This is a genomic window from Saccharomonospora iraqiensis subsp. paurometabolica YIM 90007, from assembly GCF_000231035.2.
GTDB classification, from domain to species: Bacteria; Actinomycetota; Actinomycetes; order Mycobacteriales; family Pseudonocardiaceae; genus Saccharomonospora; species Saccharomonospora paurometabolica.
The window spans coordinates 17,736-31,270 of the sequence record NZ_KI912209.1 but is presented as its reverse complement, the minus strand read 5'-3'; the positions used below and the strand labels follow the sequence as shown (position 1 = coordinate 31,270).

Here is a 13,535-nt window from a genome sequence, read left to right as displayed (position 1 = left end):
CCCGTGCCGCGCGGGCAGCCGCTGCCCGCCTGGCGGCCCAGCCGGCTCAACGCCCGCTACCACGACGCGTTGCGGCTGGCCGAGCTCGTGCTGCGCGGGGCGTCGGTCGAGCACCGGCCCGGTAAGGTCACCGTGCCCGGCTTCCTGTTCGACCTGGCGCGGGTGTTCGAGGACTTCGTCACCGCCGCGCTGGCCGACGAGCTCGCCGAGCGCGGTGACCATCGCGGCAGCCGCCCCGCTCCGGCCGATCATCACCTGGACGAACGGGGCAGTGTGCGCCTCACCCCGGACTTCGTCGTGCACACCGGCGACGGCACCCCGGTGGGTGTGGCTGACACCAAGTACAAGGCGGAGAGACCGTCGGGATACCCCAACGCCGACCTGTATCAGATGCTGGCCTACTGCACGGCACTGAACCTGCCGGAGGGTCACCTGGTCTACGCCAAGGGCGAGGCGCCACACGCCGCGCACCGGGTGCGGAACGCGGGCATCACGATCCACCAGCACGCCCTCGACCTCGACCAGCCGCCCGCCGCGCTGCTTGACGACGTCCGCACGTTGGCGCGGCGACTCGTCGCGTCGTGATCGGCGGACTCCCTACCTCCGTCGGTTCCGTCCTTGATCGGCGCCGGGCACGCTCGGAACCGGCCGGTACATCCGAGGTCGGGGAGGCCCGCGATGCGTCGTGTGTCCGTGTTCGTCGGTGTCACCGCGGCGGTGCTGGTGGCCGGGCCACTGGTGCAGCCCGCGGCGGCCTATCCGCCCGCCCCGCCGGGGGAGGCGGTGACCCGCGAGCATCTCGCCGACCTGACGGTGGCGTCGGACGGGTCGATGGACGGCTACGACCGCGACCTGTTCCCGCACTGGGAACCCCGGGACGGCACCTGCGACACCCGGGACACGGTGCTGCTGCGCGACGGTGCGAACGTCACCGTGGACGAGTACTGCGAACCCACCGGCGGCAGCTGGTACAGCGTCTACGACGCGCAGTGGGTCTCGGACGACTCGCAGGTGCACATCGACCACGTGGTTCCGCTGGCGGAGGCGTGGCGCACCGGTGCGCGGTACTGGACCGAGTCCCGCCGGGAGACCTTCGCCAACGATCTCGACACCCAGCAGCTGATCGCCGTCTCCGCGTCGAGCAACCTCTCTAAGAGCGACGCCGGGCCGGAGGAGTGGCAGCCGGAGAACACGGGCTACCACTGTATGTACGCGCGGTCGTGGATCAACGTGAAGTACGTCTACGACCTCACCGTCACCACCGCGGAGACCGCCGCGCTGGAGGACATGCTCGCCACCTGCTGACCGGGTGGGCTCCGGATCGAGGGCGACCGGACCCGGCGGCGGGCCGATCGTCGACCGTGCCGCCGCCGGGCCCTCCTCGTGCTCTGACGTCACCGGGCCCGGTGTGGTCCCCCGGAGGTCACTGGGGCGTGAAGTGCCACTGTTGGGAGGCGGTCGCGGTGTTGCGGCTGGGCAGCTCCCGCAGGGGCGCGTAGTTGTCGTCGCCGTACTTCGCGGTGAAGGCGAGACTCTCGTTCATGTACGGGGTGAGGACCCACCGGCTCGTGTCGCCGACGCGGCGGACGAGCCACCATTGTGTCTTGCTCCCGTTGCAGGTGCGCAGGTAGACGCTCTTACCCGCCTCGCCGTCGGCCTCCGCGCAGGTGCCGGTCCGGGCGCTCTTCCAGCGGTAGACCTGGTGCTCGCCGTACACGGATTCGAAGTGGAAGGTCCGGGAGATCGGATGGTCGCTGCGGTAGTACACCTGGAGGAAGGTCCCGGGGTTGCCGACGGTGTCGTCGGGGATCACGTAGTTGGTGTAGGCGTGGTTGGTGATCACGACGGGATCGGTCGGGGCGGCTGACGACTGAGCGTGAGCTGTTCCGGTGAGCATGGTGCTCGCCAGGGCGGCCACGGCGACGCCACCGAGAACGGACTTCCGCCGAAGGGTCATTCCACATCTCCGTTTCACCTGGGTTAATGCTGGACGAAAGTCCATTGTGGTAGCGACGCGGCCGCCGAGTATCCGCTGCGGGAATGACGGTTCGCCACGTTCAGGTGGTTACGGAGAGTGTTCGTCGCAATGGCGACCGGGAGACGAGAACGTGGTGCGTGTTGGCCGGATGCTGATCGGGGCGGGGTCTCACGAGGGCCGGTGTCCGGGCAGGTCGAACGCCTCCGCGACGGCGCGTTCGATGGCGCGGGCGTCGACGCCGCCGTGTTCGGCGATGGTGAAGCCCAGCTCCAGCACCCGGAACGCGATGCTCCGCAGGGCCGGATCGGCGTCGGTGTGCCCGAGGTCCTGCCGGTGGTAGAGGATCTCCGTCTCGGCGTCGATCGCCCGCGCGATGCGCAGGAGCGCGGCCGGGAGGTCGTCCTGCGGCGGTCGGCGCAGGGCCCGGATCGCGGCACGTTCCGGGTCGGCGTCGTCGAGGTGCTCGCCGGACCAGGCACCGGTGCGGTGGCTGACCGCGTGCAGCAGGACTGCCGCCCGGTGCGGGTCGCGGTCGTCGACGAGGATCCGGGTGAGGGCCTCGATCTGTTCGGCCGTGGGCGGGGTGTGCAGCACGGGAGTCGGCGGCGAGGCGGGGAGTGGGACGGCGTGTGTGGTGGTCATGGGCGTCCTCGAAGATCAGAGATCAGTTCAGTGGTGTGCGGGTGCGGGCGAACAGGCAGCGGGCGAGGTGGGCGACGTCGAAGGCGGCGGTGCGTGCGGCGCGGCGGTCGTCCGGTGCGGCCTCGGCCGGGTGCGCCAGCACGCCGATGACCCGGTGGATGTGCCGGGGTGTTCAGCGCGGGGCCGCCGGTGTGGGTGGGGTGTCGGTCGATCTCGGCCGCCCGTGCGCGGAAATCGGCCGACAACGCGCCGAAATGGTCGGCGAGGGAGCGCAGCCCCTCCGACGGCAGTTCGCCGCCGTCCTGCCGGTCGATCCCACAGATAGCAGGCTTCGCAGTGGGAACCTATGCACCCGAAGCGGGCGGCTCGACGCGGACACGTACAGATACGTATCGAGACCAGTGAGCTTGCTCCCGGGTTACCCGGTAATCACTCGATTCTGAGGCTCGCTATGAGTTCACGGGCCGCGTTCGTCGCTGGTCGGGACAATGGAGTCGGGTGTCCGAGCCGTCCTGCCGCGCGGATCGCGTTGGCGCACTGGAGCAGTCGCGCGATGCGCCCCGATCGCGTGGTCAGCTCCGCGGCGAATCCGTCTTCGACGCGGGCGGCGACGGCGGGGAACGGGAGTGCCGCCTGCCAAAGCGTGGCGGCGTCCAACCCGGCCGGAGCGAGCCCCCAGTCCTCCCAGTCGAGCAGCTGCGCCTCGGTCGTCACGTTGCCCCAGTGCAGATCCGTGTGCGCGGTCGTCCAGTCGTCCACGGTCACGTCGACGGCGGACCCGAACACCTCCCGGACTCTCCGCGTGACGTGTCGCTGGCTCATCCCCACCCGTTCGGTCTCGTGCGCGGCCAGGGCCGCGAGCGATTCACGGAGTCGGGCCCACCAGGACACCGGTAGCGCCGCCGCGTCGGCGGGGTCGTCGACGACCGGCGCGGAGATCAACTCCATCTCGTCCGCGCGCCACACGAGGTCCCGGCCGAGGTCGGTCCAGGTCGCACTCTGGTGCCAGGCGGGCTTCCGCACTCCCCGGACGGTCGCCGACGCTTCGAGGCCGACCCACGCGGCGCTGTGTATACGGTGTTGGGCCCGGCGTCGGAGACGGACCCAGGTTCCGGTGGCCGTCGCGAAACCCACGGTCGCGCCCGACTCGCCGTAGACGGCCGACGCGGGATCGAGACGGACCCCGAGCCGCTTTTCCACCTGTGGGAGCACGTCGTCGAGCTGGAACCCGCGGAGGTCAGGCGTCGCCAACGGTGCCGCCGTTCTCGACGTTCGGAACCAGCCCGGTGTAACCGGCGGTGAGTTCTGGTGTCAGCTCGGCGCAGATTTCCTCGTCGAGGAGAGCACCGGCGATCGCCTCCGCATCGACTTCGGTGTTCCGGTTGAGGTTAGACACGCTGGCGGGTTCGCCGGACAGCAGTTTCCGTAAAGCTGGTTCCGCCTCAGGAACAAAGGTCAGTTCCTTGCCTGCTGCCGTCACCACGACGTTGTCTCCGCAGGTGTCGATCTGGGGTGGGAAGTCCGTGACGCACACGAGGCGCTCCGGTGGTCCGAGGATGCCTGCGGTCGAAACGTGTCGACGGGCAGGACGTTCTGCCTCACGCGCGGAAAGGAATCGGGACTGTGGCAGTTCCTCGATGAGGACGTCCAGCCGGTGTTTCAACTGGTGGGTCGTCGCTGATACGTGCGGGTGGGTTCCCCACCGGTCGAGGTCGCGCCGGAACATCTCGTGTCTGCGGGTCTGGTCGACGACCCAGGTGAGCCAGTCAACGCCGGTTCGCTTCACGAAGCCGAAGGTGGCGTGCAGGCTGTGTCCGTCGCCGCGGGCGACGCGCGTCGCTTGGTGCCAGTGGCCACGCGGAATGTGCATCACGTCGCCCGCGCACAGCGTTCCGGACCAGACGATCTCGTCGCTCGGTGTATCGTTGCGCTCGTGATCCCGGTACATGGGCGCTGGTCGAGACGGCCCTCTGACCTCCCAACCTTTCTCGCCGCCGAGTTGCACGATGATCACGTCGTGATCGTCCCAATGGAGGTCGAAACCTGCCGCGTCGTTCGTGGTCAGGTAGGTATTCACCTGGACCAGCTCGTGTGACCACCATTGGAGTGCCTGGCATGCGACCTCCAGCGTCGGATCGAAAGTGTCGAGTGAGTCAAGGACCATCGTGCATCCCGACTGCATGAGTGTCCCGAGTCGGCCCATCCTCGCCATCGACAAGCTTTGGCCGCGTCGCGTGGAGGAAGTAGCTGTGTAGGACTCCGGATGCAGCTCTTCTCCTCCGACGAAGCATCGGAATTGCGGCCATGACAGCGAGCGTCGCATGACGGTGTCAAGGAGTCGCGTCACTGAGAACAAGCGGGCGCTGAGTCCGGTGCTCGGTAGCGTGCCGAGTGCGAATGTGTGTCCGAGTGGCTGGGGTCCTTCCCAGCCGAAAGCTGCCTCGATCGAGTCGACCAATCTGTGTCGCACAGTGACTCCGTCCGGATGGAGGCGTTGGGCAGGTCGACACTGATCTTTCGACCTGCCCCGCCCGGATCATGGTTGCGCTTCTACTCCGGGATGTTCAGCCCGTCACCACCAGCGTCTCCGTGTCCGTCCCCACCCGCCGAGGTGGACGGATCTCCGTGTGTCAGATCCAGGCGATCGCGGACCACATCGAGTCGACGTGCCTCTACCAGAGGGCTCTCCTGGTGCTCCACTGTCTTCACCTTCTTCGTCACTCGTTCCAGCGAATTCGGGTTGCATGTCCCGGCTTGCATACTCGGCCCCGTCGGGTCGGCCATCGTGCTACTCGGACTGCTAACCGTGCGTAGCAAGCAGGCTACTGCTCGATCGACGTACATGCAAGGTTGGTCTGCGGTTAGTGCTCGCATAGGTCTGGACATCAACCCGGTGTTAAGCGAAGATGGCTGGGTCGCAGTCACGAAAACCTGGGGAGGCTGTTATGCGACTTCGGAAGCTCTGCAAGGACCCTGAGTCGAACCCCACCGGCTGTCAGTCCGTGTATCTCGCGGGGAACGGCATGATGGCGGTACAAGGACTTGAGATGGATGCCGACACGTTCGCGAACATGGAGAACGTGTTGCCCGGCGAAGGTGGAGTACTGATCAAGCCGGAGATCATCCTGGAGGCCGCCCGGCTCTACCAGGAAGGTCCCTCGTGACCACAGCTGAGGACGCGCGGCCAGGCGTCAACGCCTTGCGGCGGGAACTGGCGCACTTTCGCTACTCACTGTTCCGGCTGGAGACGCTTCAACGCTACTCCGGCAGCAGCGAGGATGAGGCCTTCGCGGAGTGGCGGCGCACCGGTTCCCTCCCACGTACGGACGAGCTGCGCGCATGGTGCGAGTGGATCGATCAGCGGGTCCGGGAGGGATGCCGAGCGCAGCGCGTACACGTCGTCAGAGAGCCGCTGACCGATTACCTACGGTTCGAGCTGGCTTCCTACGAGCCGAACGTCTTGGCAGGGGAGGAGGTGCGGATCATCCCCGCGCGCGAGGGGTGTTGGCCCACTGACGTACCGGCCGAGTCGGATTTCTGGCTCGTCGATGGGCGCAGTCTGTGGTCGATGCGGTACGGGCACGGCGGCGAATGGCTGGGTGCTCAGCACGTGGCTGATCCGCGGCAGGTCGTCGAGGCCTGTACCGTCCGCGATGCCGCACTGGCTCAATCAGTACTGTGGCAGGACTACCACCCGCGTTGATCTGAACTGGAGGACACAGCGGCGTGCCGGCTTCGATCCCGCCGCGGCGAGCGCTGCTCGCACGACGACTTCGTGAGCTGCGCGCTGCTGTGTTCCCGTCCGGCAGCGCATTGGCTCGCCATCTCGGATGGCACCAGACCAGAGTGTCCAAGCTGGAACAGGGCACCCAGCGCGTCACCGATGACGATCTGCGGCAGTGGGCCGAGGCGGTCGGCGCGAGCGAAGAACAACTCGACGAGCTCTACACGTTGGCGAGTGCTGCTCGCGTGGAATACGCGACCTTCCAACAGAGGTATCAGCGACACGGTGGCGCGGTGGCCGAACAGGAGACGACGGCGCAGGCTGATGCGGTGTCCACACGAATCGCGGAGTTCCAACCCGCGATGGTCCCGGGGATCGTGCAGACTGCGGCCTATGCTCGCGAGGTGCTCGCACATCCGTGCGGCCCGGTCGCGTCAGGTGTCTCCTCCGAAGAGATCGATCACGTGGTCGGTAAGCGCATGGAACGCCAGCATGTCCTTTACCATCCTCGCCACAAGATTCAGGTTGTCATGGGCGAAGCCGCGCTTTTCACCCGTTTCGGAACGACCGAGACACTCCTCGGGCAGCTCGACCGACTACTGGCCTTGACAGGGCTGGCTGAGGTCGAGGTCGGTGTCGTTCCCTTTGCCGTGACCATGCCAATATTTCCGTTGACGAACTTCCTACTCTACGACGACCACGTCCTTATCGAATCTATGACCGCGCAGCAACGTCTCGATTCACCCGAAGAGGTCGCTGCGTACGAGGAACACTTCAAGCAACTTCGTGAGGCTGCGGTCATGGGGGACGAACTCGCGACGTTGTTGCATAGAGTGATGGGTTGCCTCCGTGTGCGGGATACGCCGTGAGTCGCTGGATGACGCGGTGGACGGCGACGTCGTGTCCGATGACTGAGTCGCGTGGGGCATGACGGCGAGCGCGCCGCGGTGAACACGGTCGTCGGGCGGGACCACCGCTCCGGCCGGTTCCGGTGGGTCCGTGCGGTGTCGCTGGGCCTGCTGCTGGCGTTGTTCACGATCGGCTTCTTCCAACGGTTCTCGCCCGCGACTTTCTCGGCGCCGATCGGTGCCGAGTTCGGCCTCTCGGCGGCCCAGCTCGGGGTGTTCGCGGCCGCGAACTTCTGGGTCTACACCGCCATGCAGGTCCCGGTCGGCGTACTGATCGACCGGTACGGGACACGGCTGGTGGTGTGCGCCGGCGGGGCCGTCACCGCGCTCGGCACCCTCGTCCTGGGCATCGCGCCGGGCTACGGGGTGGTGCTGCTCGGGCCGATGCTGGTGGGGCTGGGCACCTCGGGGATCTTCGTCGGGTTGATGAAGTTCAACGCCACCTGGTTCCCGGCCTACCGCTACGGTCTCGTCACCGGCATCACCATGTTCGTCGGCAACCTCGGCAGCATCCTCGCCGAGGGACCGTCGGCGGGCCTGTTGTCGGTGCTGTCCTGGCGGTCGATCTTTCTGAGCGTCGGTGTGGTCTCCGTGGTGGTCACGGTGGCGGCCTGGTTCACCGTGCGGGACACGCCGGAGGACTGCGGTTTTGCGCGTGTGGTCGCTCCGGCCCCGTCCGGGGACGGGAGTTCCGGTGCGGGCGTGTTGCGGGATGTGGTGCGCAGCAGGCAGTTGTGGGCGGTGTTCTTCGCCGTGGTCGGGACGAACGGCACCTTCTACGCCTTCTCCGGGTTGTGGGGTGTGCCGATGCTGCGGGACTCGTTCGACCTCGACAACCGATCGGCGGCGCTGTACACGACGGTGGCGCTGGCGGTCTACGGGGTCGGCAACCTCGCCGTCGGGTTCGTGTCGGACCGGATGGGGCGGCGACGGCCGCTGATCCTGGCGTGCTCGGTGAGTGCGCTGCTCGGCTGGGCGGGCCTGGTGTGGGCGCCGTGGGAACCCGGCATCTCGGCCATGGTGCTGTACGTGCTGGTGGGCCTGGCGGGTTCCCAGGTGGTGGTCGGGTTCGCCGCGGTGAAGGAGTCGTTCCCGCCCGCGGTGGCCGCGACCGCGTTGGGCGTGGTCAACGTCGGCGCGTTTTTCGCCTCCGGGCTCATCCAGCCGGTCTTCGGTGCGGTGCTGGACGTGCTCGCGGAGGATTCCGCACGCGCGCTCGGCGACTACCGCGTCGCGCTCGGCATCCCGCTCGTGCTCGCCGTCGTGGGGTTCGTCTTCTCCCTGCGGGTGCGGGAGACTCTCGGGCCGCGGGTCGACGTCCGTGAAACCGACACCATCGCCTGAAAACCGGGGTCGACCGTCCGCCGGAGCGGCGCAGCGGTGTGCCGCCGCTCAGTCCGCCAGTGGCGTCGGGACGGTGGAGTACACCATCCGTTTGCCCGGATGCTCGGCCACGGTCCACATGTCGCCGAGGGTGGTGCCGCCGAACCCGTCCTCCCAGTGCGACAGGTCCTCCGGACCGATCGAGGCGTTCTGTGCGGTCTCCGTCTGCAGCATCTCGGCGGAGGGGGACGTCGTCGACGACTGGTACAGCATGCCGACGGTGTTGGCGCCCCGGCTCTGGCTGAGATACCAGCGGTCGTTGAAACGTACCGCGCCCTGGATGTTGCTCACCGGGAGCTTGTGCGCGGCGTCGGCCTGCCAGCGGTAGCCGGTGTCGGTGATCTGTTCGCCGTCGTTGCCGACGGAACCGGCGATCGGCCACGCGGCGACCCGGCCCCACACCTCGGAGTCGGAGTGGTTGCAGTACTCCCCGGCGACCATGTGGTCGAGGCCGCTGCGGTCCAGGCCCGCGTAGGAGAAGGCCATGGCCTCGTCGTTGGTGGTGCACCGCTCGCCCTTCGCGGCGGTGACGGTCCACGAGGCCACCTGCGGCATGACGTAGCGGTAGCCGTGACCGTGGTAGACGCCGCTGCGCCTGCCGACCAGGTCGCGGTCGGCGGTGCTGCCGTTGTCGGCGGCGCTCAGGTCGTAGATGTGGCGCATGTCGAACACGCGGAAGCCGCGTCCGGTGTCGGCGACGTAGAGGAAGTTGCCGTACCAGACGATGCCGCCGCCGTGCAGGGAGTTCGCCTCGCCGACCTGCTCGGTGCGCAGGGTCATGTAGCTCGGGTTGTCGTAAGAGTTGATCGTCGGGTAGACGAGCAGCACGTGCCGGTAGCGGCCCGTGAACGGGTCCAGGAACGAGACCCGCACGCCCTTCTCGATGCCGTCCTCGCCGTTGTCGACGCCGTCCTTCTTGCTGCTGTCGTACCAGGAGATCAGCACGGGCTGGTTGTCCGCGCCCCAGTACTTGTCGTCCTGCGCGTCGGCGATGGTGGTGACCCCCTGCGGGTACCACAGCTTCGTCGCGTTGTCGCCGGAGTTGAAGCAGACGCTGTGGATGACCGTGCGGAGCACGCCGCCTCCGTCATCCCTGGCCGCGTCATCGTTGCAGGCCCGGTAGGTGTCGACCCGGCCCTGCCGGTTGGCGTCGGCGAGGATGCGGCCGACTCCCGCGCGGGGGAGTTCGTTGTCGAGCCGGGCCACGCGGTCGCCGAGTTCGTCGCCCATGGCGTTGGGGCGCAGTTCGAAGTTCGCGGGGTCGAGGGTCGGATCGGCCGGGCTCGGTGCCGTGTGGGCGGGCGTGAGGCCGGTCAACAGGCCGAGTGCGGCCAGGCCGGCGACGACCACGCCACGCCGTCGGGTACGCATCGAAGCGGTGTCCTTTCGGTATTCTGCTGTCCCCGGGACCGGTGCCCCGGTCCGACCAGCGTTGCTCAGCCGCGTTGTCGGAGAGCGGAATCGCCCCGGAATCACCTGATCGGCCCAGACCGTTCGGCTCACTCCGCGCGGACGCGGACCTCGAAGAAGACCGGGCGGTAGCCGGGCAGCAGCACACGGCCGGAGTCGTCGACCATCTTCCAGTGCACCTTGCAGTACGCGGGCGCGCTCGCCGGGGCCCGGACGTCGACGCTGATCAGAACGTCCTGGTGCGGGGCGGTGTCGTTGATGGGGACCCGTTCCGCGGTCCGGCAGTCGTTCGACCCGATGGGGAGGTCGATGCGCTGCAGGTAGCGGTCGCGCCAGTGGACGGAACCGGTATTGCGGATCCGCCAGGTCTTGACGAACTGTTGCCCCGGCCGCACCACCGTGCCATCGGGAATGGTCACGTCCCCGACGAAGAAGCTGGCGTCACCCCGCTGCAACGCGGGTGCGTAGCCGCCCGTCCCGGCGGGGCCGTCGTCGACGGGACCGGTACCGGTCGGCCAACTGTCGGTGGGGCCCAGCCACACGAAACCGGCGGCCGCGACGGCGGCGCACACACCGGCACCCAGCGGGACGAGCACCCGTCTCGAGCGCCACCGGCGTGCCGGGGCCACCGTCGTTCCGGTGACGTGGTCCACCTCCGCGGGAGTCCGCGGCGGCGGGACATCGGGAGTGGCGTCCTCGACCTCGGCGCCGCCGACCTCCGGGATGTGGTGACGATCAGCGGACTCGATGTCGGTGTCGGTCCCGGTGGTGGTCGCCGTGGCGGCTCCGTGCTCGGACGGTGCGAGGGGGTCACCGGGGACGGGGGCCTCGTCCCCGGACAGCGCCGCGCGGGTGTGTTCCCAGTGTGCGTGCCATTCGTCCTCGTCGCCGCCGCAGGCGCGGACGAACTCGCGCACGGTCTCCCAGGGTTGCAGCCGGTGTCCGGTGATCGTCAGATGCAGGGTCGCGTGCGAGACGGCGCCGGATCGGGCCGCCATCCGCCGGAAGGACGGCTGCCCCGCCCGCTCCCGCAGCCGCCGCAGCCCGGCGATGAATTCGTCGAGCGCCGGAGGACGGGACGTTCCGCCCGGAACCGCCACCGTTCCCTCCCCGGTTCCTCTCCGTCGGATCAGGGCCGTCACGGCGTGTCACGTTGACGCCATGATCCGTCACGCGCCGTGTGCGGACGATGGTAGCAGCACCGTGTCCCTCGGGAGCCGTGTCACCAGCGAGGACACAGATGTCAATTGGTGTCCGATCGCCGTCCGTGCCGGGGCCTGACGTCATGGGCCGTGTCAGACGGCTATCGGACGCCGACGTCGGCCGGTGACGGTGGACTCCGACAGATCATCCTGATCATTGGAGGACAGATGAGACTCGCCAGATCGGTGGGTGTGGCCTTCGCCGTCGTGGCCACCGCGCTGGGCGCCTCGGTGACCGTCGGCGCACCGGAGGCCTCGGCGGCTCCGAACTACAAGATGCCGTTCCGGTGCGGCTACACGGCCACCGCGGCGACCTGGTCCGGGCACAACCCGGCCTACTCCGTCGACTTTCAGAAGAGCGGCATCACCGGGGACACGGTGGTCGCCTCCGCCCCGGGCACGGTCTCCCGCGTGGCGAACGAGGGTAGCACCAGCTACGGCCGGTGGATCGAGATCAACCACGGTAACGGGCACCGCACCCGCTACGCGCACCTGTCGTCCCAGCAGGTCAGCGTGGGGCAGACCGTGTCGGCGGGCACGAAGATCGGCGAGGCCGGGGCGACCGGGGGCGTCACCGGCGCGCACCTGCACTACGAACAGCGCTACAACGGCACCGCGCGGAAGGTGACGCTCAGCGGCCGGAGCGTGCCCTACTACGGCAAGACCTCGTTCACGAGTCAGAACTGCGGCGGTGCCGGGAGCAACCCGTACACGCCGAAGGAGGTCTGTGGTTCGAACTACTCGGTGATCAACAGTCACGGGCTGGGCGGCAACGGCCGGGTCTATCTGCTCTACAACAGTGGCAACGGGTACAACTGCGTGGTCACCCTGAAGCACACCAAGGTGGGCACGCCGAGCTCCACCTCGGCCTTCCTCGAACCGCAGGGCGGCAACCGCGCCACCGACTCGGGCCAGTTCTCCTACTACGCCGGTCCCGTCAAGAAGCACGCGCCGGGCACCTGCGTGAAGTGGGGCGGTTCGGTCGGCGGCCAGAGCTACACCAGCCCGTTCCAGCACTGCGGCTGAACTCGGCGCCCGTTCGAGTATCGAGGAGAGACCATGAGGAAACTGGCCGTGGCCGTGCTGGCCGCCGCCCTGACCGGGGGAACCGTCGTCGGGGTGGCGACAGCGGGTGAGGCCACCGCGGCGGCCCCCACGGTGAACATGGAAGCGGTCATCAAGGCCGCGATGTGGGACCCGTCGAAGCCGAACCAGGACATCACGCCGGGATCCGGGGAGAGCGTGCGCGTCGTCGAACAGGCGTTGGCGGACGAGAACCTGCTCGCCGACGCCTACGTCGACGGGCACTTCGGCACCGCCACGGTGTCCGCGTACCAGGACTGGCAGCAGTCGCTGGGTTTCAGCGGCCTCGACGCCAGCGGTTTGCCGGGTACGACCTCGCTCACCCGGCTCGGCGACGGCGGCCGCTACTCGCTCACCGGACTGATCGACATCGGTGGGAAGACCACGATGGACGGTGAGACCGTCAACCGGCGGTCGGCGGACATGCTCGGGGCGGCGCAGCGGCGGATCGGCGTCGACTTCGTGCTCACCCAGGGTTCGTACAACCCGGGCGGCGACCCGTCGTCGGCGGGCACGCACGACGGGGGCGGGGTGGTGGACCTCTCGGTGCACAACCTGCCGAGCCCGTGGCAGGCGGTGAAGGCGCTGCGCGAGGTGGGCTTCGCCGCCTGGCACCGCACGCCGGACCAGGGGCCGTGGGCCGCGCACATCCATGCCGTCGCGGTCAGCGACACCGCCCTGTCACCCCCGGCGTGGGACCAGGTCGGGGACTACTTCGAGGGGCGCAACGGCCTCGCGAACAACGGCCCGGACGACGGTCCGCAGGTGGAGAAGGTGACCTGGGAGGAGTACCAGCGCCGGTAGGCGGGGTCCTCACCGATCGGCGCGGAGTCGCTCGGCTAGCTCGGCCACGGCCGGCTTGGCCGTGCGGCCCGCGCCGATCAGGGTGGCCGAGGCGAAGCCGGTCCGGTCGCCGTAGCCGAGCAGGTGCAGCCGGGGATCGTCGACCGAGCGGGTGCCGTCGGTGACCGGGAGCCCGTCCCGCCACGTCAGATCCAGCCCGGTCAGGTGGTCCAGGGCCGGGCGGAAGCCGGTGCACCACACGACCGCGTCGCAGGCGTACTCGCCGCCGTCGTCGAAGACGACACCGTCGCGGGTGAGGCGGTCGAACATCGGGTGCGCGCGCAGCACGCCCCGGTCGCGGGCGGCGCGCACCGGCGGCACCATCACGAGGTCGCCGAGGTCGCCGAGGTCGCCGACGCCGG

Annotated in this window: 14 protein-coding genes and 1 pseudogene; 8 read left to right on the top strand and 7 right to left on the bottom strand. The window is 68.7% G+C overall.

What is annotated here, in order from left to right; genetic code table 11:
- Nucleotides 1-585 (top strand): McrC family protein (locus SACPADRAFT_RS29830; RefSeq protein WP_007024674.1); only part of this gene is annotated, 585 nt, incomplete at its 5' end.
- A gap of 93 nt (nt 586-678) precedes the next feature.
- Entirely contained in the window at nt 679-1,305 is a 627-nt protein-coding gene (locus SACPADRAFT_RS0203505; protein WP_007024673.1) for an HNH endonuclease family protein, read from the top strand.
- Between the two features lie 118 nt (nt 1,306-1,423).
- Here the strand turns inward: SACPADRAFT_RS0203505 and SACPADRAFT_RS0203500 are convergent, their stop codons facing one another.
- From SACPADRAFT_RS0203500 to SACPADRAFT_RS0203480, 4 genes are all read right to left on the bottom strand, one after another.
- The gene (locus tag SACPADRAFT_RS0203500; RefSeq protein ID WP_007024672.1) at nt 1,424-1,957 is read right to left on the bottom strand and encodes an RICIN domain-containing protein; all 534 of its coding nucleotides are present in this window, start codon (nt 1,955-1,957) and stop codon (nt 1,424-1,426) included.
- Nucleotides 1,958-2,146: 189 nt separating this feature from the next.
- Nucleotides 2,147-2,620 (bottom strand): hypothetical protein, encoded by a 474-nt coding sequence (locus SACPADRAFT_RS0203495; protein WP_007024671.1) that lies wholly within the window; start codon nt 2,618-2,620, stop codon nt 2,147-2,149.
- A 429-nt stretch (nt 2,621-3,049) separates the two neighbouring features.
- A complete protein-coding gene (locus tag SACPADRAFT_RS0203485; RefSeq protein WP_007024670.1) occupies nt 3,050-3,871 on the bottom strand; it encodes a hypothetical protein in 822 nt (273 codons plus the stop codon).
- Nucleotides 3,858-4,697 (bottom strand): cupin domain-containing protein, encoded by an 840-nt coding sequence (locus SACPADRAFT_RS0203480; RefSeq protein ID WP_233357116.1) that lies wholly within the window; start codon nt 4,695-4,697, stop codon nt 3,858-3,860. Before SACPADRAFT_RS0203480 ends, SACPADRAFT_RS0203485 begins: the two co-directional genes overlap by 14 nt.
- 868 nt (nt 4,698-5,565) lie before the next feature.
- On the opposite strand from SACPADRAFT_RS0203480, the gene SACPADRAFT_RS0203475 reads away from it, so the two are divergent.
- From SACPADRAFT_RS0203475 to SACPADRAFT_RS25410, 4 genes are read left to right on the top strand one after another with little or no spacing between them, the layout of a single operon-like run.
- Complete coding sequence (locus SACPADRAFT_RS0203475; RefSeq protein ID WP_007024668.1) at nt 5,566-5,784, top strand: hypothetical protein; 219 nt, start codon at nt 5,566-5,568, stop codon at nt 5,782-5,784.
- Nucleotides 5,781-6,323, top strand: coding sequence for a DUF6879 family protein (locus SACPADRAFT_RS0203470; RefSeq protein WP_007024667.1), 543 nt, complete (start codon nt 5,781-5,783; stop codon nt 6,321-6,323). The genes SACPADRAFT_RS0203475 and SACPADRAFT_RS0203470 overlap by 4 nt, the downstream gene beginning before the upstream one ends.
- A 23-nt stretch (nt 6,324-6,346) precedes the next feature.
- Complete coding sequence (locus SACPADRAFT_RS0203465) at nt 6,347-7,213, top strand: helix-turn-helix domain-containing protein (protein ID WP_007024666.1); 867 nt, start codon at nt 6,347-6,349, stop codon at nt 7,211-7,213.
- Between the two features lie 51 nt (nt 7,214-7,264).
- On the top strand, nt 7,265-8,596 hold the full coding sequence (locus tag SACPADRAFT_RS25410) for an MFS transporter (protein WP_007024665.1): 1,332 nt from the start codon (nt 7,265-7,267) through the stop codon (nt 8,594-8,596).
- Nucleotides 8,597-8,644: 48 nt separating this feature from the next.
- Here the strand turns inward: SACPADRAFT_RS25410 and SACPADRAFT_RS0203455 are convergent, their stop codons facing one another.
- Together SACPADRAFT_RS0203455 and SACPADRAFT_RS0203450 are read right to left on the bottom strand one after the other, a co-directional pair.
- Nucleotides 8,645-10,006 carry a hypothetical protein gene (locus SACPADRAFT_RS0203455; RefSeq protein WP_007024664.1) on the bottom strand — a complete coding sequence of 454 codons (1,362 nt, stop codon included), beginning with the start codon at nt 10,004-10,006 and terminating at the stop codon, nt 8,645-8,647.
- 128 nt (nt 10,007-10,134) lie between these two features.
- Nucleotides 10,135-11,145 (bottom strand): NBR1-Ig-like domain-containing protein, encoded by a 1,011-nt coding sequence (locus tag SACPADRAFT_RS0203450; RefSeq protein WP_007024663.1) that lies wholly within the window; start codon nt 11,143-11,145, stop codon nt 10,135-10,137.
- A 270-nt stretch (nt 11,146-11,415) separates the two neighbouring features.
- On the opposite strand from SACPADRAFT_RS0203450, the gene SACPADRAFT_RS0203445 reads away from it, so the two are divergent.
- Together SACPADRAFT_RS0203445 and SACPADRAFT_RS0203440 are read left to right on the top strand one after the other, a co-directional pair.
- Nucleotides 11,416-12,273, top strand: a complete 858-nt coding sequence (locus SACPADRAFT_RS0203445; protein WP_007024662.1) for a M23 family metallopeptidase — start codon at nt 11,416-11,418, stop codon at nt 12,271-12,273.
- Between the two features lie 33 nt (nt 12,274-12,306).
- A complete protein-coding gene (locus SACPADRAFT_RS0203440; RefSeq protein WP_007024661.1) occupies nt 12,307-13,134 on the top strand; it encodes a peptidoglycan-binding protein in 828 nt (275 codons plus the stop codon).
- Nucleotides 13,135-13,143: 9 nt separating this feature from the next.
- On the opposite strand, the pseudogene SACPADRAFT_RS30245 reads toward SACPADRAFT_RS0203440, so the two are convergent.
- Nucleotides 13,144-13,535, bottom strand: a pseudogene (locus SACPADRAFT_RS30245) (pyridine nucleotide-disulfide oxidoreductase); the annotation flags it as partial.